The sequence below is a fragment of the Nocardiopsis exhalans genome, from assembly GCF_024134545.1.
Taxonomy (GTDB): Bacteria; Actinomycetota; Actinomycetes; order Streptosporangiales; family Streptosporangiaceae; genus Nocardiopsis; species Nocardiopsis exhalans.
Genome location: NZ_CP099837.1, coordinates 2,257,731 through 2,278,345 on the forward strand (window position 1 = coordinate 2,257,731; position 20,615 = coordinate 2,278,345).

15 protein-coding genes and 1 pseudogene are annotated in these 20,615 nt (G+C 71.3%); 8 read left to right on the forward strand and 8 right to left on the reverse strand.

Annotation, left to right across the window (positions count from 1 at the left end; genetic code table 11):
* Positions 1-44: 44 nt before the first annotated feature.
* Both ald and NE857_RS10175 read right to left on the reverse strand, forming a co-directional pair.
* Positions 45-1,163, reverse strand: coding sequence for an alanine dehydrogenase (ald, locus tag NE857_RS10170; protein ID WP_254421930.1), 1,119 nt, complete (start codon positions 1,161-1,163; stop codon positions 45-47).
* A gap of 136 nt (positions 1,164-1,299) precedes the next feature.
* Positions 1,300-2,547 carry a dihydroorotase gene (locus tag NE857_RS10175; protein ID WP_254420770.1) on the reverse strand — a complete coding sequence of 416 codons (1,248 nt, stop codon included), beginning with the start codon at positions 2,545-2,547 and terminating at the stop codon, positions 1,300-1,302.
* Between the two features lie 384 nt (positions 2,548-2,931).
* On the opposite strand from NE857_RS10175, the gene NE857_RS10180 reads away from it, so the two are divergent.
* The gene (locus tag NE857_RS10180) at positions 2,932-5,052 is read left to right on the forward strand and encodes a bifunctional copper resistance protein CopD/cytochrome c oxidase assembly protein (RefSeq protein WP_254420771.1); all 2,121 of its coding nucleotides are present in this window, start codon (positions 2,932-2,934) and stop codon (positions 5,050-5,052) included.
* A 103-nt stretch (positions 5,053-5,155) separates the two neighbouring features.
* On the forward strand, positions 5,156-6,103 hold the full coding sequence (locus NE857_RS10185; RefSeq protein ID WP_254420772.1) for a TIGR03621 family F420-dependent LLM class oxidoreductase: 948 nt from the start codon (positions 5,156-5,158) through the stop codon (positions 6,101-6,103).
* Between the two features lie 22 nt (positions 6,104-6,125).
* On the opposite strand, the gene NE857_RS10190 is transcribed toward NE857_RS10185, so the two are convergent.
* The 6 genes from NE857_RS10190 to NE857_RS10215 all read right to left on the reverse strand — a co-directional run bounded on the left by NE857_RS10190 (position 6,126) and on the right by NE857_RS10215 (position 13,046).
* Positions 6,126-6,668 (reverse strand): DUF3558 family protein, encoded by a 543-nt coding sequence (locus NE857_RS10190; RefSeq protein WP_254420773.1) that lies wholly within the window; start codon positions 6,666-6,668, stop codon positions 6,126-6,128.
* A 142-nt stretch (positions 6,669-6,810) separates the two neighbouring features.
* A complete protein-coding gene (locus tag NE857_RS10195) occupies positions 6,811-7,239 on the reverse strand; it encodes a hypothetical protein (RefSeq protein WP_026116337.1) in 429 nt (142 codons plus the stop codon).
* Positions 7,240-7,331: 92 nt separating this feature from the next.
* Positions 7,332-10,322 (reverse strand): AAA family ATPase, encoded by a 2,991-nt coding sequence (locus NE857_RS10200; protein ID WP_254420774.1) that lies wholly within the window; start codon positions 10,320-10,322, stop codon positions 7,332-7,334.
* Complete coding sequence (locus tag NE857_RS10205) at positions 10,322-11,479, reverse strand: exonuclease SbcCD subunit D (protein WP_254420775.1); 1,158 nt, start codon at positions 11,477-11,479, stop codon at positions 10,322-10,324. Before NE857_RS10205 ends, NE857_RS10200 begins: the two co-directional genes overlap by 1 nt.
* Before the next feature lie 74 nt (positions 11,480-11,553).
* Positions 11,554-12,213: an O-methyltransferase gene (locus NE857_RS10210; RefSeq protein ID WP_254420776.1), complete on the reverse strand. Its 660-nt coding sequence runs from the start codon at positions 12,211-12,213 to the stop codon at positions 11,554-11,556.
* 119 nt (positions 12,214-12,332) lie between these two features.
* Positions 12,333-13,046 (reverse strand): metal-dependent hydrolase, encoded by a 714-nt coding sequence (locus NE857_RS10215; RefSeq protein WP_083926685.1) that lies wholly within the window; start codon positions 13,044-13,046, stop codon positions 12,333-12,335.
* Positions 13,047-13,302: 256 nt separating this feature from the next.
* Between NE857_RS10215 and NE857_RS10220 the strand changes: the two genes are divergently transcribed.
* The 6 genes and pseudogenes from NE857_RS10220 to NE857_RS10245 all read left to right on the forward strand — a co-directional run bounded on the left by NE857_RS10220 (position 13,303) and on the right by NE857_RS10245 (position 20,406).
* Positions 13,303-15,165, forward strand: a complete 1,863-nt coding sequence (locus NE857_RS10220; RefSeq protein ID WP_254420777.1) for an ABC transporter substrate-binding protein — start codon at positions 13,303-13,305, stop codon at positions 15,163-15,165.
* Complete coding sequence (locus NE857_RS10225; protein ID WP_254420778.1) at positions 15,162-16,232, forward strand: ABC transporter permease; 1,071 nt, start codon at positions 15,162-15,164, stop codon at positions 16,230-16,232. Before NE857_RS10220 ends, NE857_RS10225 begins: the two co-directional genes overlap by 4 nt.
* Positions 16,229-17,221: an ABC transporter permease gene (locus tag NE857_RS10230; RefSeq protein WP_254420779.1), complete on the forward strand. Its 993-nt coding sequence runs from the start codon at positions 16,229-16,231 to the stop codon at positions 17,219-17,221. The genes NE857_RS10225 and NE857_RS10230 overlap by 4 nt, the downstream gene beginning before the upstream one ends.
* Positions 17,218-18,267 (forward strand): ABC transporter ATP-binding protein, encoded by a 1,050-nt coding sequence (locus NE857_RS10235; RefSeq protein ID WP_254420780.1) that lies wholly within the window; start codon positions 17,218-17,220, stop codon positions 18,265-18,267. The genes NE857_RS10230 and NE857_RS10235 overlap by 4 nt, the downstream gene beginning before the upstream one ends.
* Positions 18,264-19,361, forward strand: a complete 1,098-nt coding sequence (locus tag NE857_RS10240) for an ABC transporter ATP-binding protein (RefSeq protein WP_254420781.1) — start codon at positions 18,264-18,266, stop codon at positions 19,359-19,361. The genes NE857_RS10235 and NE857_RS10240 overlap by 4 nt, the downstream gene beginning before the upstream one ends.
* A 106-nt stretch (positions 19,362-19,467) precedes the next feature.
* A pseudogene (locus NE857_RS10245) lies at positions 19,468-20,406 on the forward strand (arylamine N-acetyltransferase family protein).
* The last annotated feature ends 209 nt before the right edge of the window (positions 20,407-20,615 follow it).

Genomic DNA, 20,615 nt, shown 5'->3' on the forward strand with positions numbered 1-20,615 from the left:
GGGGCCGTCCCCCGGACGGCCCCTCACGCTCATATTCGGTTGTTCTAGGAGGCGAGCACCTCGGAGAGCTCACGGTGCTTCATCCCGTGAGCCTCGGCCACCGGTGCGTAGACCAGGTCGCCGTCGAAGGTGTTCAGGCCGTCGGCCAGCGAGGCGTCGTCGCGCAGGGCCTGCTTCCAGCCCTTGTCTGCCAGCGCCACCGTGTACTTCAGGGTGTCCTTGGTGAGGGCGTGCGTGGAGGTGTTGGGCACCGCGCCGGGCATGTTCGCCACGCAGTAGAACACCGTGTCGTGCACGGTGAAGGTGGGGTCGTCGTGCGTGGTGGGACGCGAGTCCTCGAAGCAGCCGCCCTGGTCGATCGCGATGTCGACCAGCACCGCGCCCGGGCGCATACGGGAGACGAGCTCGTTCGAGATGAGCTTGGGGGCCTTGGCGCCGGGCACCAGGACCGCGCCGATCACCATGTCCGACTCCAGCACGGACAGCTCCAGCTCGAAGGAGTTGGAGACCACCGTCTTGACCTGGCCCCGGTACAGGGAGTCGACGTGGCGCAGCTTGTTGACGTTCAGGTCGAGCACGGTCACGTCCGCGCCCATACCCACCGCGATCTGGGTGGCGTTCAGACCGGACACACCCGCGCCGATCACGGTGACGCGGGCCGGGCGCACACCCGGGACTCCGCCCATCAGGACGCCGCGGCCGCCGTTGGGGCGCTGCAGCGTCACCGAACCCACCTGCGGGGCGAGCCGGCCGGCCACCTCCGACATCGGGGCGAGCAGCGGCAGGGAGCCGTCGGGCAGCTGCACCGTCTCGTAGGCGATGCCGGTGACCCCGCGCTCCAGCAGCGCGTCCGTGCACTCGCGGGAGGCCGCCAGGTGCAGGTACGTGAACAGGGTCTGGCCCTCACGCATGCGGTGGTACTCGGCGGGGATGGGCTCCTTGACCTTGAGGATCAGGTCGCCCGCGGCCCACACCTCGTCCGCGGTGGGCAGGATGCTGGCGCCCGCCGCCACGTACTCCTCGTTCGTGATGGAGGAGCCGACGCCGGCGTCGTGTTCGACGAAGACCTCATGACCCCGGCGGGTCAGCTCGTGGACACCCGCAGGGGTGATCGCCACCCGGTACTCGTGGTTCTTGATCTCACGGGGCACGCCGATGCGCACGGTTCCTCCAACTGGTATCGCCATCGATACCTCCCACTGTGACCTGCGAAGGCGCGTCCACGCTATCGCCAATGTGCATAGCTTTACGCTGCCATATTGACAGTCTGTAAGCCGACTGTGTGCGGTGTGACACGGGTTAGGGGCGGGTTCCGGGGCTCCCCGTGCCGAGAAGTTCCCTCCGGGTCGGGCGTCCGGACACCCACACCCGGTCCACCCGCCCGGTCAGCCGCATCCCGGCGTAGGGGCTGGGATCCGTTTCCGGGACCGCCAGCGCCTCGGAGTCGGCGAAGGCCACGAGGTCGGCGTCGAACCCCTCCTGGATCCGGCCCCGCCCGCCCAGCCCCAGCAGTTCCGCCGGGGCCAGGGAGGTCCACCGCGCCAGGTCCGCCAGGGACAGCCCGCGTTTGCGCGCCGCCGTCCACAGCGCCGACAGACTCCACTCCAGGGTGTGCAGGCCGATCGCGGGCAGGTGCCCCGAACCGACCGTCAGGATCGGGGAGTCCGGTTCCAGCAGCGCGCTCCACAGCGCCTTGCGGTTGGCGTCCGAACGCAGCGGCGGGCGGCAGGCGCGCGCCGGGGAGTCCGGGCGCGGGAACTCCGAGGGCAGACACAGGTAGTGCGGACAGGTGTGCGCGGTCATCTCCACCCCCACCGCACCGGCCGCGGCCAGCAGGGCCGCGCACTCGGCGGCGGTGAAGGGTGCGACGTGGGTGCGGGCGCCCACCACCCGGGCCGCCGCGATCACCCGTTCCAGCCCTCGCCGTTCGGCCCGGGGCGGCCGCTGCTCCGCCGACACAGCGGGGCGGCCCAGCTCGCGGGCGTCCTCGGCGTGCACCAGCAGCAGGGCGTCCAGCGTGGCGATCTCGGCCATGGCCTTGCGCAGCTGCGCGTCGCCCAGCGCCGCCATGTCCGGCGCGCCCCCGTCCGACAGCGATCCCTGGAAGGCCACCACCCCGCCGGCGTGCAGGTCGGCCAGGTCCAGGGGGCCCGTCCCCCGGGTCACCCCGCCGAGGAAGAGCACCGAGGCCGCTGCCCCCGCCGCGGCCCGCTGGTGCACCTGGAGGGAGTCGGCGCAGGTGATCGCGGGCCGACCGGGCGCGGGGGAGGCCACCACACAGGTGACCCCGCCGCGCAGGGCGGCCTCGCCCACCGCCTGATAGGAATCGGCCAGTTCGTGGCCGGGGGCGTGCACACCGGTGCCCAGGTCGATCGCGCCGGGCAGCAGGGCCGTGTCCCCGAGGTCGACCACCTCGCGCGCGGACATCTCGGCCGCGTAGGTGCCGACCGCCTCGATCCGGCCGTCCCGGATCCCCACACTGGCGGGAACGGCCCCCGCGGGGACCACCGTCCGCCTGGAACGGATGACACTGTCGAACTCGGGCATCGCCCTCCCCCTTCGTACGCTTCGTCGCGTTCGTGGTGCTGTGCGGCCGCGTTGAGGGACACGGCGGTGAGGGGTGACGGGCACGAGGGGCGCGGGTCCGTGGCCTCGAGCGGGGACGTCGAGCGTATCGCGAAGGCCCTGCCGAGAAGGGGGAAACGTCACTTCTCGCGGTCGGCTTTCCAGCTCCGCCCCGGCAGATGAGGTGTTGGTGGACGGGCGAGCGGGCCCAAGTCCGACACTGTGTAGTAAACGGTCTAACCTTGACGGAAGGTGTTCCTCCGTGCACGGCCCCTGCCGGACCCCGACTCGCGGCAGTATCCAGGTGGCCACCACGGCCAGGGGTGCTGACCTGCCAGTTGACCGAACACGACGACGGAGTGGCGCGTGGCTCCTCCCGCACAGAACGACACATCCCCCAAGGAACATCAGGACCTGGATCCGGCCCCCGGCACCGCCAACGTGCCCCTGTACTCCCTGGCCGCGGCACTCGTGTGCACGATCGCCCTGGGCGCCACCCTTATTCTGGGCGGTTCGGTCTTCGCGCAGGTCATTCCCGGCCTGCCCGACGCCGGCGAGGCCGTCCGCTGGGGCATGCCCATCGCCAGGACGGTCATGGACACCGCCGCGGTCCTGACCATCGGGCTCCTGCTCATGGCGGTCGTCCTGCTCGCCTCCAAGAAGGGGCGGCTCTCCCCGCAGGCCACCGGCTACGTGCGCGGCGCCACCTGGGCCGCCCTGGCCTGGACGCTGTCCGCCGTGGCCACGCTGTACTTCCAGGCCTCGGAGTTCCTCGCCAAGCCCATGGGACAGGTGAGCATCGACGAGGTCACCGCCTACGCGGGGTCGGTGTCCGCGGGCATCTCCCTGATGTTCGTCATCCTCATCACCACCGGCATCGCGCTGTTCGGCCGCACGACCACCACCGCGACCGGCGGCCTGTGGCTGCTGGTCGCCGCCCTGGTCGCGGTCACCCCGCCCGCCCTGACCGGCCACTCCGCCTCCTCGGGCGCCCACGAACTGGCCGTCACCGGGCTGGCCCTGCACCTGATCTCGATCTGTGTGTGGGTGGGCGGTCTGGCCGTGGTCACCTACCACGCCATGCGCCGCGACGGCCAGGAACCGGCCGTGGCCGCGCACCGCTTCAGCCGCCTGGCCCTGTGGGCCTACGTCGGTGTGGCGATCAGCGGCGCCGCCAGCGCGCTGGCTCGCCTGTACTCGCTGGACGACCTGTTCGGCACCGAGTACGGCCTGATCATCGTGGTGAAGGTCGTCCTCTTCGCGGTCCTCGGTGTCTTCGGCTACCTGCACCGCTCCCGGGTGCTGGTCCGGATCGACGCCGCACCCGCCGGAAAGCACGGGTACACCTTCCGCCGCAACGCCTTCCTGCGGCTGGCCGGGGCCGAGGTCCTCATCATGGCCGCCGTCATCGGCGTCTCCGTGGGCCTGGGCCGCACCGCACCGCCCCCGCCGCTGGAGAGCACCGTCGATCCGGCCGCCGCCATCCTGGGCTTCCCGATCCCGCCCGCGATGAGCCTGGAGAACGTCCTCACCCTGTGGCGCCCTGACCTGTTCTTCATCATGTTCGTCGTGGTCGCTGGGTTCCTGTACCTGGCGGGCGTGCGGCGCCTGGTCCAGCGGGGCGACAAGTGGCCGGTCGGCCGCACCGTCGCCTTCGTCCTGGGCCTGCTGACCATCGTCGCGGTCCAGCTCAGCGGGTTCGCGACCTACGCCATGATCATGTTCTCCATGCACATGATCCAGCACATGGTGCTGGCCATGGTCACGCCGATCCTGCTGGTGCTGGGCGCCCCGGTCACCCTGGCCCTGCGAGCCCTGAGGCCCGCCGAACAGCGCGGCGACCGGGGACCCCGCGAGTGGCTCAACGCGTTCCTGAACAGCCGGTTCTCGCAGGTCGTGACCCACCCGGCGGTGGCCGCCCCGATCTTCGTGTTCAGCCCGTACGCGCTGTACTTCACGCCGCTCTTCCCCACGCTGATGAACGACCACCTCGGTCACCTGTTCATGGGCGTGCACTTCCTCGTCTCGGGCTTCCTCTTCTACTGGGTGATCGTGGGGATCGACCCGGCGCCGCGGAAGCTCCCCTTCCTGCTGCGCATCCTGCTGCTGCTGGTGGTGATGGGCTTCCACGCGTTCTTCGGCATCGCGATCATGGAGCAGGCCACGCCGATGGCCATGCAGTACTACGGCCAGTTCGACATCCCCTGGATGGCCGACCAGGCCGCCGACCAGTACGCGGGCGGCGGTATCGCCTGGGCGCTGGGCGAGATCCCGACCGTCATGGTGATGCTGGCGCTGGTCGTGCAGTGGTCGCGTGACGACGAGCGCCAGGAGCGCAGGCGTGAACGGCACAGCCGCCGCGGCGGTTCCGACGACGCCGACATGGACGACTACAACGCCTACCTGGCCGAGCTCGACCGCCGCTCGCGGGCGGCCGCCGGTGAGACTGTGCCAGAGCCGAAGAAGGAAGACCCCCGGCAGGACTGACCGGCACCGACCGGTTTCCGACCGGCTTCGGATCGAACAGGGGGCGTGCCCGACCGGGTACGCCCCCTGGACTGTGCGACCCACTCGGTATTGGGTCGGACCCATGAGGACTTTCCGCTTCGGCGTCAACACGCTCCCCTCCGACCACGAAGACTGGGCCCGCGGCTGCCGGGTCACCGAGGAGCAGGGTTTCGACGTGCTCCTGGCCCCGGACCACCTCGGCTCCGACGCACCCTTCGCGGCCCTGGGCGCCGCGGCCGCCGTCACCACCCGGATGCGACTGGGCACTTACGTGCTCAACAACGAGTTCTGGAACCCCGCGCTGCTGGCTCGGGAGGTGGCCACCCTTGACCGGATCAGCGGCGGACGGTTCGAGCTGGGACTGGGCTCCGGACACATGAAGTGGGAGTTCGAGGACGCGGGGATCCCCTGGCGGCCGCACGCCGACCGCACCGCCAACCTGGTGGCGACCCTGGACGAACTGGACCGGCGCCTGGCCGAGGGCGGGCAGGAACCCTCACCGGTGCAGCGCCCGCGCCCGCCGTTGCTGATCGGCGGGCACAGCCCCTCGACCCTCGCCCTGGCCGCCCGACGCGCGGAGACCGTCGCGTTCAGCGGGGCGACCCAGACCAAGGGGCGCAAGATGGGCGTGTTCACGATGGCGGGGGCGGCTGAGACCCGGCAGCGCGTGGACTTGGTGCGCGAGGCGGCGGGGGAGCGGGACTACGAGTCGGGCGTCCTCGTGCAGAAGGTCATCCTCACCGACGACGCGGATAAGGCGGTCGCGGAGATCACCGAGCGGGTTGGTGCGGAGCTGCTGCCCAGGGGCGAGTCCCTGCTGGACTGCCCCTACCTGCTCGTGGGCACGGCGCGGGAGGTGGCGGACACGCTGCTGCGCAGGCGCGCGGAGTTCGGGTTCACGCACGTGGTCACGCACGGGCACTCCCGGGACGCCCTGGCCGAGGTCATCCCCTTGATCCGGGCAGCTGAGGCGGCCTGGGTGGCCGGGGCGGACGGTGCCGCTGAGACGGCTGGGACCGCCGAGGCTTAGAGCCGGTGCCAGCTACCCGTGCTTATGACAACTCGGGTGAGTTGGCGATGACGGTGCGGGCGATCTCGAGGGCGGTTTCGCAGGCGTCGTCCGCGCTGACCTGGACGGACAGTTCGTGTTCGTCGGAGGTGGCCACGGTGAGGTTGCACGAGTCCGGGAAGGCCGTGGTGACGCCGGGGTAGCCCTCGACGCTGGCGAATTCCTGGTCGTCGGTCCCGGCGAAGGCGGCCGAGACGGTGGCGGCCACGGCGGACTTCTCCGCCTCCTCCCCATCCGGGAGGTCCTCGCGCAGGTCCACTCGTACGTCCACGCTGGCGTCGACGCGGTTGGTGAAGAAGCAGTTGGCGTCCGACTGCGCGCTGCCGCTGCCGTCCTCGTGCAGGATGCCCAGTTCGATGGCGGTGGCGTCCGGGAACAGGTCGCAGGGGTGCTCGGCGCCGGGGTCCAGGGCGGGGACCTCGAACTGGTCGATGGAGTCGCGGTCGGCCAGTTCGACCTCGCCGGCGCAGCCGCCGACCAGTACCGCCACCGCTGCCGTCGTGGCGGCCCATGCCCGTCCGCGCATCCGTCGCTCCACCCGTCGAGTGCGGTCAGTGCCCGGGGTTCCCTACCACTGGGTAGGCAGGGAGCCCCGGCACGAAACTACAGAGCGTCGTTGCGTGTGCGGAACTTGTGGCCGGAAGCGGTCACGGGGGTAGACAGCGATCTCAGACGATGAAGGCCGTCACACCCGTCACCAGCAGGCCCACACCCAGGCAGACGACCAGACCGCTGAGCAGAACCGAGGCCGAGGGCCGGAGCTCACCCAGCGCGGGGCGCCCGCTCACCAGGGCCTGACGGCGGGCCAGGAACGGCAGCAGGGCGACGTTGACCGCGTACATCACGGCGGCCACCGTGCTCGCGCTGACGAAGCCCACCCAGAAGCCGCCGCCACCGGACATCACGTTCAGCGCGGCCAGGGAAGGAAGCACCACCAACAGCACCACCGAAGCGGCCCCGAAGACGGTGAGCAGCCGGGGCGAGGCCCCACTAGCGCTCCCGGAGACCACGAGGAGCAGACCGATCAGGGCCGCCACCATGATGGCGCCCCCGATTCCGAACACGGCGATGTTGACCAGCGAATTCACGCTGGTCATTCTCGCACCGCCGCGGCGGCGCCCCAACTCAGGGTGACCTTGGGGCGGGTCACATCGAGGAGAGGGGCGGGGCAGACCTCGCCGACGGGGGCTCAGCCGTGGTGCTCCACCCGGGAGCCGCCCGCGGACTTGTGCACGCGCAGCCGGGTGGTCACGCGTTGACGCAGGTCCGCCACGTGGCTGACCACACCGACCGCGCGGCCGCCGTCGCGGAGCCGGTCCAGGACGTCCAGGACCTCCTCCAGGGTGTCCTCGTCCAGGGTGCCGAAGCCCTCGTCCACGAAGAGTGTGTCGATCTCGGTGCCGCCCGCCTCGGCCGTGGCCACGTCACCCAGGCCCAGCGCCAGGGCCAGCGAGCTGAAGAAGGTCTCCCCGCCGGACAGGGTCGCCGGATCGCGCTCCACCCCGGTCCAGGCGTCCACCACGCGCATGCCCAGACCACCGGCGGAGCGGGCCCGGCCGTCCCCGGCGGCCTTGTCCACCGTGTAGCGCAGCTCATAGCGGCCGTCCGACATCGTCAGCAGCCGGTGGTTGGCGGCCTCCACCACCTGCTCCAGCCGGGCCGCCAGCACGTAGGCGGACAGCCGCACGCTGTCGGTGTTGTCCGGGGAGGTCCCGGCCGCCAGGGTGCTCAGCCCCTGGGCCACCGCGTAGCGGCGCAGTACCGGCTCCGAACCGGAGAGCCGCTCGCCCAGCTCGGCGCGCAGGGAGACCAGACGGCGGGCCCGTTCGGCGAGCATCCCCTGCCAGGCCACCGCCAGGTCCGCGGCCTGGGCCGCCGCTACCGCCGCGGTCTCCAATTCCGCCAGATCCGGGGCGCCGGTCCGCTCGGCGGCCACCAGCTCGGGGTCGGCCAGCCGTGCCTCGACCGCCGCCCACTGGTCGTCGAACTCCCGTGCCCGGGCACGCAGATCGTTGCGGCCGCGCTCGTCCAGGGCGGCCTCGATCACCGCGGCCTCGTCGGCGAAGCGGGCGTCGGCCCGGGAGCGCTCGGCCTCGGCGGTGGCGGTGCGCAGCTCCTCGGCGGCGCGGCCGCGCAGCTCGACGGCGTCCGCCGCCCCGCGCAGCAGCTCGGCCTCACCGCGCAGGCGGGCGATCCGCTCGGCCAGCCCGGCGTCCGCGCCCCGGGCCCGATCCAGCAACACGGTCAGCCGCTCGTGTTCCTTGGCGCCCTCCTCGCGACGGGCCACCAGCTCGCTCTCCTCGCGGACCAGCTCGCCCTCCCGCCGGCGGGCCCGGTCCAGGTCCGCGGCGGCCTGGGCCAGCTCCTCCTCCAGACGGTGCACCTCGCGGGCGGCCGCCCTGGCCTCGGTCAGCTCCCGCTTACGGGCGCCGACCTCCTCGGCCGCGACCGCCACGGTGCGGCCCTCGGCGCGTTCGGCGGCGGCGGTGTGCCGCTCCCGCAGCGCCACCAAGGAGTTCTCCGCCTCGGTGCGCCTGGCGGCGGCGGTGTCCGCGGCGGCCTGGGCGGATCGCTCCTCCTCGGCGGACACCAGACCCTGCTCGTTCGGTCGGGCGGGGGCGGGGTGGTCGGTGGCCCCGCAGACCGCGCAGGGGGCGCCGTCGGACAGGTTCGCGGCCAGTTCGGCGGCCATGTGCGCGATTCGCCGCTCCCGCAGGTCCTGGGCCCGGTCCCGGGCGGTCTGAGCGGCGTCGACCGCGCCGCGACGCAGCTCCTCGGCCCGCGCCACCTCCGTACCGAGTCTCTGGTGCTCCATCGCCGCGACGTGCCGCCGCTCGGCCAGCTCCAGGGCGGCCTGGGCTGGGTCGGTCAGCCCGGACTGCTCCCGGGCCCGGTTGAGCTCCTTGGTGACGGTCTCGACCCGGGCGGGCAGTGCCTTGACGTGTTCACGGGCCTGTCCGGTCTCGGTGCGCACGGCGGTGATCCGCCGGTCCAGCCCGGTGAGTTCGCGGTGCAGGTCGCGGCGGCGCTCGGCGTCCCCGCGCAGCAGGTCCAGCCGGGCGAGTTCGTCGTGGCGGGACCGCTCGGCCGCCCTCAGCGCCTGGGGGGAGCCAGGGCCGGTCAGCGCCTCGGCGTCGATGTCGGGCAGCCCGCCGACCAGCGCCAGTCGGTCGGTCACGGCAAGCTCGGCCTTGTCCAGTACGGTGCGACGCTGGTCGCGGGCGTTCAGGTACGGCAGTACCGAGTCCGCGCGCTCGGCGGCGGCCAGGCGGGCCTCGATCCCGGACCGCCACTCACGCCGCTCGGCCAGCTGAGCGCGGCGTTCGCGGGCCCCGGCCAGGCGCTCGTGCCGGGCCACCAGCTCCCGCCCGGCGGTCAGGGCCTCCCGGGAGCGGGCCCGGGCCTCGGTGAAGTCTGCGGTGACGGCCTCGGCGTCACGTGCGGTGGCGGTCTGCACCGAGGCCAGTTCGGCGGCCCAGGCGGTGAGCTCCTCGGGGGCCTCCGGCGCGGTGGAGCGGCCGACCTCGGCGATGCGCCCGGAGACCGCGCGCACCTGCTCGTCGGCGGCGCGCACCTCGCGCTCCAGCTTCCTGGCGTGCCCGCCGAACCACTCCTCCACGTCCCGGAACACCCGGGTGTTGAAGATCCGCTCCAGGGACTTGCGCCGGTCGTCGGACTTGGCGCGCAGGAAGCGGGCGAAGTCGCCCTGGGGCAGCATGACGATCTGGCAGAACTGGGTGAGGGTGAGTCCCACCAGGTCGCCGACGAACTGCCCGGCCTCGTCCGGGCGGGTGGTGACCCCCTCCCAGCGGTCGCCCTGCCAGTCGAGGACCCGCACCTTCTGGTTCTCGGTGACGGTGCCCTTCCCGCGCTTCTTGGGGCGCTCCCACCGCGGGTTGCGCTCGATCCGCACCCGGCGGCCCTGGACGGTGAACTCCAGGGTCACCTCCGGCTTGAGCTCGGGCGGGGCGTGGTCGCTCTTGGGAGAGCGGTTGTTGCCGCGGGCCCCGGGCACGTCGCCGTAGAGCGCGAAGCAGACCGCGTCCAGCACGGAGGTCTTGCCCGCGCCGGTGGGACCGTGGATCAGGAACAGCCCGCCCTCGCCGAGGCGGTCGAAGTCGACCGTCTCGGTCCCGGCGAAGGGCCCGAAAGCGGTCATGGTGAGGGTGTGCAGCCGCATCAGCGTGTCCCTTCCTGGAGGCGGACCTCTTCCACCGCGCGGTCCACGAGTGCGCGCTCCTCGGGACCGGGGGCGCTGCCCCTGGCCCACTCGACGAAGTCGGCGACCACTTCGCGCTCGGGGCGTTCGGCCACCGCGCCGGTGACCGGCCGCCGTTCCACGGGGCCGCCCTCGGGATCGAACTCCAGCATCAGGGTGTGCGGGAAGCGTTCGCGCAGCCGGTCCATGGGCTGTGCCGGGCGGCGCGGGTCGGTGAGGGTGACCTGCAGCCAGTGGCCGGTGTACCGCTCCCACTTCTGGCCGGTGAGCAGGTCGTCCAGGCGGCCTCTGATCCGGGCCAGCGGGCGGGGGACGGGCGCGTCGGCGAACTCCGCCCCGGCGAAGCCGTCGGCGTCCAGGTCCACCAGCCAGTAGCCCTTGCGGTGGTGCTCCTCGGAGAAGGAGTAGGCCAGCGGACTGCCCGGATAGCGCACGGTGGGCGTGATGGTCTGGCGCCCGTGCAGGTGGCCCAGGGCTACATAGTCCGCGCCATCGTAGACACAGGCGGGCACGTGGGAGGCGCCGCCCACGGAGATGTCGCGTTCGCTGTCGGAGGGCTCGCCGCCGGTGACGAAGGCGTGCGAGAGGACCACCGAGCGGGTGCCCGGCCGCTGCGCGAGGTCGGCCCGGACCAGGTCCATGGCGTGCCCGATCGCCGCGGGATGGCCGCGTTCGGGCAGCCCCCAGTGGTGGCGGGCGATCTCCGGCTCCAGGTAGGGGATGCCGTAGAAGGCCACCGGCCCGTGCTCGTCCTCGATGATCACCGGGGTGCCGATCCCGTCCAGGGAGCTGCGCAGGTGCACCCCGGAGGCGTCGATCAGGTCCGTGGCGAAGGACATCCGGGCCATGGAGTCGTGGTTGCCGCTGATCAGCACCGCCCGGGCACCGGTGGCCCGGATCCGGCCGAGCGCCCGGTCGAACAGGCGCACCGCGTCCACCGGCGGCAGGGCGCGGTCGTAGAGGTCACCGGCGACCACCACCACGTCGATTCGTTCGGTGCGGATGGTGTCGACGAGGTGGTCGAGGAACTCGGCCTGGGCTTCGATGAGGTTCTCCCGGTGGAAGGAACGACCCAGGTGCCAGTCCGATGTGTGCAGCAGGCGCATGGAACTGGACATTACCCAAGTTCGCCGGGTTCTGGCCGGGAGAACCGTGGCCCCGGTGGACAACCCGGGGTTGTGGAGCTAGGCGCTCACAGCTTGCGGGCCAGGGTCAGGCCGTCGCCGATCGGCAGCAGGACCTGCTCGACCCGGTCGTCGTTCACCAGGTGCTCGTTGAAGTCCCGGATGCCCTGGACGTGCGCGGAGGTCTCCTCGGGGTCGATCACCCGACCGTGGGACAGGGTGTTGTCGGCCAGTAGCAGCCCGCCGGCCCGCATACGGGGGACCAGTTCCTCCCAGTAGCCGACGTAGCCCTCCTTGTCCGCGTCCAGGAAGGCGAGGTCGAACTGCGGCTCCTCGGGCAGGGCGCGCAGCGATTCCAGGGCCGGGCCGATCCGCAGCGTGATCCTGTCCGCGACCCCCGCCCGCTCCCAGTACTTCCTGGCCACCGACGTCCACTCCTCGCTGATGTCCAGCGCCAGGAGCGTGCCGTCCTCGGGCAGACCGCGGGCGAAGCAGATGGAGGAGTACCCGGTGAACGTCCCGATCTCCACCGCGTTCCGGGTCCCGGACAGCTGGGTGAGCAGGGTGGTGAACGCACCCTGCTCCGGGCCGATCTGCATCCCCTTGAAGTCGGGGAACAGCCGAGCGGTCTCCTCGGCCAGTTCGGCCAGGAGCGGGTCCACCGGCTGGCTGTGGTCGACGATGTAGGCGTGTAGTGCGGGGCTGACGCCCTCTGAGCTTCGAGTCACGCGCCCCAGCCTAGAAGGCACCGCCCAACCGGGCCAGCACTCTCCCCGGAAGATGATCTTGCTACCAGGAGCAAGTTCGGCGCCGAACTTGCTCCTGGTAGCAAGATCACCGGGGGTCTTCAGTGGTCCGGGAGGATGTTGGGCCAGTCGAAGAGGTAGATCGAGCCGATGATGACGCCGATGGTGAGCAGCGGGGTGACCACCTTCTGCTCGACGGGGCCGTTGGTGGCGAAACCCTGTCCCTGGCCGATGCGCTTCTTCCAGAACGGCCAGAAGATCGGGACGCCCATCTTGGTGATCATGTCGCCGAAGAAGTGCAGGACGATGCCGAAGGCGACCGCCAGACCCAGCCAGGTGTAGTTCACGCCGACGGAGTACAGGGTCAGGGTGATCGCCGCCGTCGCCAACGCGTTGATCACCCCCGATGCCGTCCGGTTCTTGTCCATGCCAAAACCCAGACCCTGGAGCGCGATACCGATCAGCAGGAACACGAAGATCTGCACGGCCAGTTCCGACCACAGGGCCAGCGCCTGGACTATGACACCCATGAGAACGGCGAAGAAGAAGGAGTGGGTACCCATCCGGTGGCCGCCGAAGGCCCAGCTGAGGATGTCGCTGAGGATCTCGGTGGCCTTGCCGTAGGTCTTGGTCACCGTCGCGCTCTTGTGGTCCACGTCGGGCAGCAGAGCCGCGCCCGCGCAGACCAGAGAACCGGCGATGATCTCACCGGGGCCCAGGTGAAAGCTGAGTCCAAGGAATTCCGTGCCCTGGACGAGCGGTACGACCGCCATCCAGCCAACCACGCCACTGAGTGCGTGCGAGTGCCCCATCATGGCGGGAACCGTAGCGGAGTCCGTCATTCGCCGCGAATCAGCGTCCGGTTTCGGTCGGGGAACAAACTCCCCCTTGACTCCCAAGAAGCACAGTACCCCCATGAAACACCTGCGTTTCCAGGGCAGGAGTCGAATGTGTTGCGATGTCACGCCTCGCTACGAAGAACATTGACGCTCGTCGCGGAGAGTTGGTAGACAACCAACCAACCCCCGGGTGGCCCAGGTCACCAACCCCACGAAACCGACAGGGGCCGTTATGAAAACCCAACATCCTCCCTCCGGCACCCTTCTCCGGCGGGCGGCGGCGTCCGGTAGCGCGCTCCTCCTGCTCGGAGGCCTCACGGCGGTCCCCGCGGCTGCGGACGAGGCGGGCGGTAACACGCTGACTGTCGCCATCGCCCAGCAGGTGGACTCCTTCAACCCCTTCACCGCTCAGCTCGCGGTCACCACCAACATCCTCCGGCACGTCTACGACAGCCTCACCACGGTGGACCCGGAGACCGGTGAACCCGAGGCCTCGCTCGCGGAGACCTGGGAGGCCTCCGAGGACGGCCTCACCTGGACGTTCAACATCCGTGACGACGCCTACTTCACCGACGGCGAGCAGCTCACCGCCGACGACGTGGCGTGGACGTTCAACACGATCATGGAGAACGACGCCGCCGCGATCGCCTCCGGCAACTACGTCGCCGGGTTCGAGAGCGTCACGGCCGAGGACCCCACGACCCTCGTCATCGAACTGGACGAACCCCAGGCCACGATGGAGTCGCTGCGGGTGCCGATCGTCCCCCAGCACGTCTGGGAGCCGATCATCGAAGAGGAGGGCGACGCCTTCTCCGATTACACCGCCGACGATTTCCCCACCGTGGGCAGCGGCCCCTTCGTCCTCACCGAGCACTCCCGCGGTGAGCACATCCGCCTGGAGGCCAACCCCGACCACTGGCGGGGCGCACCCGGTTTCGACGAGCTCTACTTCCGCTACTACTCGGAGAAGGACGCCGCCGTCGAGGCGCTGCGCAGCGGTGAGGTCTCCTTCGTCTACGAGCTCACCGACGCCCAGATCACGTCACTGGAGACGCTCGACGACGTCGCCGTGAACATCGCCGACGGCAAGCGCTTCCAGGCCTTCACCATCAATCCGGGCGCCCAGACCCAGGACGGCGAGGAGTTCGGCGACGGGCACCCCGCGCTGAGCGACCTGACCCTGCGCCAGGCCATCGTCATGGGCATCGACAACGACGAGATCGTCCAGCAGGGCGCCAACGGCCAGGCCGTCGCCGCGGGCGGGTACATCCCGCCGCGCTACACGGACTTCCACTGGGCTCCCGAGGGCGACGAGGCCGTTCTCGACTTCGACCCCGACGCCGCCAACGAGATGCTCGACGACGCGGGTTACGAGCTTGGCGACGACGGCGTACGCGTCTCGCCCGACGGAGACCGCCTCGAACTGCGCATGCACGTGCACGCCGACCGCCCGGACAACGTCCAGGCCGGACAGGTGATCGCCGAGCGCCTCGCCGACATCGGCATCGAGATCGACAACCGGACCGTGGACCCCGGCATCCTCAGCGACGCCCTCTACGACGCCGAGTACGACCTCATCTTCACCGGGTGGACGGTCAACCCCGACCCCGACTACGTGTTCAGCATCCACACCTGTGGCGCGCTGCCCACCGAGCCGGGAACCATGCAGGGCGACGCCTACTTCTGCGACGAGGAGTACGACGAGCTCTACGCCGCCCAGCTGGCCGAGTACGACCGCGAGGCCCGCGCCGATATCATCCACCAGCTCCAGGAGGTCCTCTACCGGGAGGCCGTGGTCAACGTCCTGACCTACCCGAACATCATGGAGGCCTATCGGACCGACCACATCGCCGGTATCCAGCTGGAGCCGGCCGAGGGCGGCAACATCTGGGGCCAGGACGGCTACTGGGCCTGGTGGTCCGCCGAACCCGCCGAGGGCGCCGCCAGGGGTGGCGGTATCGGCGGCGTTATCGGCGGCGGCAGCGGCGTCTCCAGCGGCGTGCTCATCGGGGTGGGCGCCGGTGTGCTCGTCCTGCTGGCCGCCGGAGCCTTCTTCTTCTTCCGCCGACGCTCCACCGTGGAGGACCGCGAGTGACGACCACCCCCACCGAGGCGGACGAACCAACCGGGGCGGGGACGGCTGACGTCCCCGCCCCGGCGGGCCCCCGGGGGCCCGGCCGGACGGTGCGCGTGGTCACCTACGTGCTCGGCCGCCTGACCACCGCCGTGGTCTCCCTGTTCGCCGTGATCGTCGCCGGGTTCTTCCTCTTCCGGATCCTGCCCGGCGACCCGGTCCGCGCCATGACCGAGGGCCGCGAGGTCTCCGCCGAACAACGCGAGGAGCTGCGCCGCCAGTTCGGCCTCGACCAGCCCCTGTGGCAGCAGTTCCTCGACTACGCGGGCGGTCTGCTCCGCCTGGACCTGGGCATCTCCTTCCAGTACCGCGAACCGGTCGTCGACCTCATCCTGGAGCGCCTGGGCCCGACCCTGCTGCTCGCCGGGACCGGCACGGTCATCGCCGCTCTGCTGGGCCTGTTCCTCGGTGCCCGAGCCGGGTGGAAGCCGGGCGGACGCGGGGACCGGACCAACACCGCGGTGGCGCTGTTCTTCTGGTCGGTGCCCACGTTCTGGCTCGGTCTGCTGCTGATCGTGCTGCTCGCCTCCGGGCGCGGCTTCATGCCCGGCCTGTTCCCGACCGGCGGCATGGTCGACCCCCGGGTGAGCGGGACGCTGCCCACCGTGCTGAGCACCGCCCAGCACATGGTGCTGCCGGTGATCACGATGGTCGCGGTCATCTACGCGCAGTACCTGATGATCATGCGGTCGTCGCTCATGGACGAGAAAGGCGCCGACTACCTGACCACGGCGCGCGCCAAGGGGCTGCGCGACGCCCTGGTCCGCCGCAGGCACGCTGTGCCCAACGCCCTGCTGCCCACCGTGACGCTCATCTTCCTCAACCTCGGGCAGGTCGTGTCCGGGGTCATCCTCGTGGAGACGGTGTTCTCCTGGCCCGGCCTCGGCCAGCTCTTCTACTCCGGCCTGCGCGTCCCCGACCTCGGCCTCGTCCAGGGCCTGTTCGTGGTCTTCGCGGCCTCGGTGATCCTCATGAACCTCCTGGCCGACCTGGTGTACCCGCTGCTCGACCCCCGGGTGCGCCCATGAGTACCCCTGTTGACCCGAACTCCGAAAAGCGCCACCAGACCGAACCCGTGATCGACGAGTCGCCGCCGATCATCGCGCTCTCCGCCCGCAGGCTGGCGCGCAGGCGCCGCGGTGAGGCCCTGCGCCGCTTCGCCCGCGACTACGCCCGCAACCGGGCCGGCATCTTCGGCCTGGCCTCACTGCTCACCATCGGCCTGCTCGCCCTGACCGCGCCGTTGTTCATCGACCAGGCCCACCTGACCATCACCGGCGCGCCCGGCGAGTCCTACCAGCCGCCCAGCTGGCAGTACCCACTGGGCACGGACAACTTCGGCCGCTCGGTCCTGGACCTGGTGATCTGGGGCGCGCGCGTCTCGCTGACGGTCGGCCTGCTGGCCACGTTCGTGTCGGTGACCCTCGGAACCCTGGTGGGCGTCACCGCCGGGCACTTCGGTTCCTCCGGCGGCCTCGGCGGCCGGATCGTGTCCACGGTGCTCATGCGGATCACCGACTGGTTCCTGGTCCTGCCCACCCTGGTCCTGGCGGTGGCCCTGGCCGCCGTCCTGCCGCGCGGTACCGGCACGATCATCATCGCGATCGGCCTCACCGTCTGGCCGCCCACCGCACGCCTGGTTCGCGCCCAGACCCTGGCCGTGGAGGCCCGCCCCTACGTGGAGCGCGCCCGTGCCCTGGGCGGCGGCCACGCGCACGTGATGGGTTGGCACGTCCTGCCCAACGTCATGCCGGTGGTACTCGCCCAGACCACGCTGCTGGTGGCCACCTCCATCATCGCCGAGTCCACCCTGGCCTTCCTCGGCATGGGCGATCCCACCACCATCTCCTGGGGCGGCATCCTCGAGGCGGCCCGCACCGCCGGAGCGATCAGCGCCGGGATCTGGTGGTACATGATCCCGCCGGGCCTCGCGATCGCCGTGGTCGCGCTCTCCTTCACCCTGTGCGGACGCGCGGTCGAGTCCGTCATCAACCCACGGCTGCGGGGGCAGAGTTGACCAGCCTTCTCGACGTCAGGAACCTGCACGTCACCTACTCCGGCAGCGGGGGCGACGTCCCCGCCGTGCGCGGGGTGGACCTGTCCCTGAACCCCGGCGACACCCTCGGGGTCGCGGGGGAGTCCGGCAGCGGAAAGTCCACGGTGGCCCTGGCGCTGCTGCGGCTGCTGCCCGCCAACGCCAAGGTCACCGGCCAGATCATGCTGGAGGGCGAGGACGTGCTCCAGATGAAGTGGGGTCGTCTGCGCGCCGTGCGCTGGGTGGGTGCCTCGGTGGTCTTCCAGGGCGCCATGCACTCGCTCAACCCGGTCAAGCGGATCGGCGACCAGATCGCGGAGCCCCTGCTCATCCACGAACTCGCGAAGCCGGACCGGGTCGGCGCGCGGGTGGCCGAACTCCTCGAACAGGTGGGCCTGCCCGCCTCCCGCCGGCAGGACTACCCCCACCAGCTGTCCGGGGGCCAGCGTCAACGGGTGATGATCGCGATGGCACTGGCCTGCGAGCCGCGCCTGATCATCGCGGACGAGGCGACCACCGCCCTGGACGTGATGATCCAGGCCCAGATCCTGAACCTGCTGGAGCGGCTGGTCGAGCAGACCGGCATCGGCATGCTGATGATCAGCCACGACCTGTCCGTGCTGGCGGCCACCTGCGACCGGGTCGCGGTGATGTACGCGGGGCGGATCGTCGAGCAGGGGCCCGCCAGACAGGTGGTGCACGAGCCCGCGCACCCCTACGCGAGCGCGCTCAGCACGGCCTTCCCCAAGATCGGCGACCCGGCCTCGCGGCTGGCGCCCCGGGGGCTGCCCGGTGACCCGCCGGACCCGGCGGACCCGCCTTCGGGCTGCGTGTTCCGGCCGCGCTGTGCGGTGGTGGAGACGGTGTGCGCCACGGTGGACCCGCCGCTGTGGCCGCTCCGCCCCGACCGGAACGGGGACTCGGACCGGCACGCCGCCTGCGTGCACGTGGGTCCGGGCGCGGAGGCCGCCGAGCACGGCCGGAGCAGCAGTGGCAGCAGTAGTAGTACAGAGGAGACGAGCCGTTGAGCGCCGACACCGACTCCCGACAGCCCGCCTCCGCCCCCGAACCGGCGGGGGCCGTCGAGCCGATCCTGCGCGCGGACGGGGTGGAGGTGGCCTTCGCCGCCGGGTTCGCACCGGGCGGCGGCCGCGGCACCGCGCGCGCGGTGGACGGGGTCAACCTGGACGTGGCGGCCGGGGAGATCGTCGCGCTGGTCGGGGAGTCCGGCTGCGGGAAGACCACCCTGGCCCGTGCGCTGCTCGGCCTGGAGCGGCCCACCGGCGGCAGGGTGGTCTTCGAGGGGGCTCCGCTCGGCTACCGCTCCCGTGACCTGCGCTCCTACCGGCGCCGGGTCCAGCTCGTGCAGCAGGACCCGATGGGTTCGCTCAACCCCCGCCGCACCGTCTACGAGTCCGTGGTGGAGGGGTTGCGCATCCACGAGGGCACCACCGCGGACGAGTCCGAGCGGGTGGGCAGGGCGCTGTCCCAGGCCGGTCTGCGCCCGCCGGAGCGGTTCTTCACCCGCTACCCGCACGAGCTCTCCGGCGGCCAGCGCCAGCGCGTGGTGATCGCCGGGGCCCTGGTGCTGGACCCCGAGGTGCTGGTGGCCGACGAGCCGGTGGCCTCCCTGGACGCCTCGGTGCGCGGTGAGATCCTGCGGCTGCTGCTGGAGCTGCGCGCGGAACTGGGGTTGTCCGCACTGGTGGCGACGCACGACCTCGGACTGGCGTGGAACATCGCTGACCGGGTCGCCGTGATGTACCTGGGCCGGGTGGTGGAGCTGGGCACCGTGGAGGAGGTCCTCGCCGAGCCCGCCCATCCCTACACGCGGGCGCTGCTGTCGGTCCTGCCCGACTCGGGGGTGGCGGAGGGGCCGGTGGTGCTCTCGGGCGAGCCGCCGGACCCCAAACAGGTGCCGTCGGGCTGCCGGTTCCACCCGCGCTGCCCGGTGCTGGCCTCCGGCGAGGCCGAGCGGGCCGGTGTGGCGGACCTGTGCGCCACCGTGGACCCGGCGATCCTGGGCGGGGGAGCCGAACGCAGGGTCGCCTGCCACTGGGCGGCCGAGGACGCGACCGGCCGACTGCGCCCGGACGGTCCGCCCGGGCCAGTCACCACGTAAGTCTCCAGCTTCTCCCGCTCCACACCTGATTCCCCCGGCCGGTTGCGGCCGGGGGAATGCCTCCGGGGACCGGAACAGTGGCGGGGAGGGCTTGGTTGGCACGGGCATGTCGACCAACGAACACTCCTCCGCAGCCACCTCCGAGCCCGTTCCGGCCGCACCGCCCGGACGGGCGCCCGCTCCCGAACAGGTCTTCACCGAACGCGACTTCTGGCACGGCGGTGACCTCGACCTGGACGCCTATCTGGCCCGGGTGGACCTTTCCGACGACCTTCCGCCCACCCTGGACACCCTCACCGCCGTGCACCGCGCACACCTGGCGACCATCCCGTTCGAGAACCTGAACCTGCTGCTGAGACGCCCGGTCCTGCTCGACGTCCCCGCCCTGACGGACAAGATGGTCCGTCGGCGCCGGGGCGGCTACTGCTACGAACAGAATCTCCTGCTCGCCGCCGTCCTGGACCGGCTCGGCTTCACCCTGACCGCGTTCAGCGCCCGGGTGCTGATGGGCGGGGACGGCCGACCCCGGCCCTCCACCCACGCCCTGCTGCGGGTGGAGGTCGACGGCGAGCCCTGGCTGGCCGACGTCGGGTTCGGCGGCGGCGGGCTGGTGTAGCCCTTCCCGTTCACGGACGGCCACCAGGTCTCCCAGGGCGGCTGGAACCTGCGCCTGGACCGGATCTCGGAGGTGGGCGAGGAGGAGTGGCTGCTGCGCGGGTTCGACGGACAGCGCTGGCAGAACCTGTACGCCTTCACCACCGCCGGGAACCTTGCGCAGGACTACGGCATCTTCAGCCACTACCTGACGACCCACCCGCGTTCGCCCTTCGGAAACCGGTTGATGGCCGCGCGGACGGTGGGCGGGACCCGGTACGCGCTGACCAACACGACCCTGACCGTGGAGCGGGTCGACGGCACCGGGGAGGTGCGGGAGTTGTCCCTGGGAGAGGTGGTGCCGGTGTTGCGGGAGGTGTTCGACATCGGCCTTGACCAGGAGGAACAGGCGGTCATCGAGGACAAGGTGAAGGGCTTCCTGGGCACCTGATTCGGCGAAGGGTTAATGTGATGGTGGTCACGTTTGGGCTGTTGTTCGGGGGAGTCCGGGCGTGAACGCCAACGCCAGCGGGTGCGTCCTCCGGGTGGGGCGCGCCCGCCCGGCGGCCCCGCGCCGGTCGCGAGGATTTGGGGTGATCACACACGTTCGCCGTCGTGCGCGGTTGGGCAGGATCTGTGGGGCGAAACTCCGAGGGGGCA

Excerpts from the sequence above, each read along its gene's own strand:
- NE857_RS10220 (WP_254420777.1), top strand. The coding sequence starts at position 13,303 with ATGAAAACCCAACATCCTCCCTCCGGCACCCTTCTCCGGCGGGCGGCG.
- NE857_RS10185 (WP_254420772.1), top strand. The coding sequence starts at position 5,156 with ATGAGGACTTTCCGCTTCGGCGTCAACACGCTCCCCTCCGACCACGAA.
- NE857_RS10190 (WP_254420773.1), bottom strand. The coding sequence starts at position 6,668 with ATGCGCGGACGGGCATGGGCCGCCACGACGGCAGCGGTGGCGGTACTG.
- NE857_RS10230 (WP_254420779.1), top strand. The coding sequence starts at position 16,229 with ATGAGTACCCCTGTTGACCCGAACTCCGAAAAGCGCCACCAGACCGAA.
- NE857_RS10175 (WP_254420770.1), bottom strand. The coding sequence starts at position 2,547 with ATGCCCGAGTTCGACAGTGTCATCCGTTCCAGGCGGACGGTGGTCCCC.
- NE857_RS10200 (WP_254420774.1), bottom strand. The coding sequence starts at position 10,322 with ATGCGGCTGCACACCCTCACCATGACCGCTTTCGGGCCCTTCGCCGGG.
- NE857_RS10195 (WP_026116337.1), bottom strand. The coding sequence starts at position 7,239 with ATGACCAGCGTGAATTCGCTGGTCAACATCGCCGTGTTCGGAATCGGG.
- NE857_RS10215 (WP_083926685.1), bottom strand. The coding sequence starts at position 13,046 with ATGATGGGGCACTCGCACGCACTCAGTGGCGTGGTTGGCTGGATGGCG.
- NE857_RS10205 (WP_254420775.1), bottom strand. The coding sequence starts at position 11,479 with ATGTCCAGTTCCATGCGCCTGCTGCACACATCGGACTGGCACCTGGGT.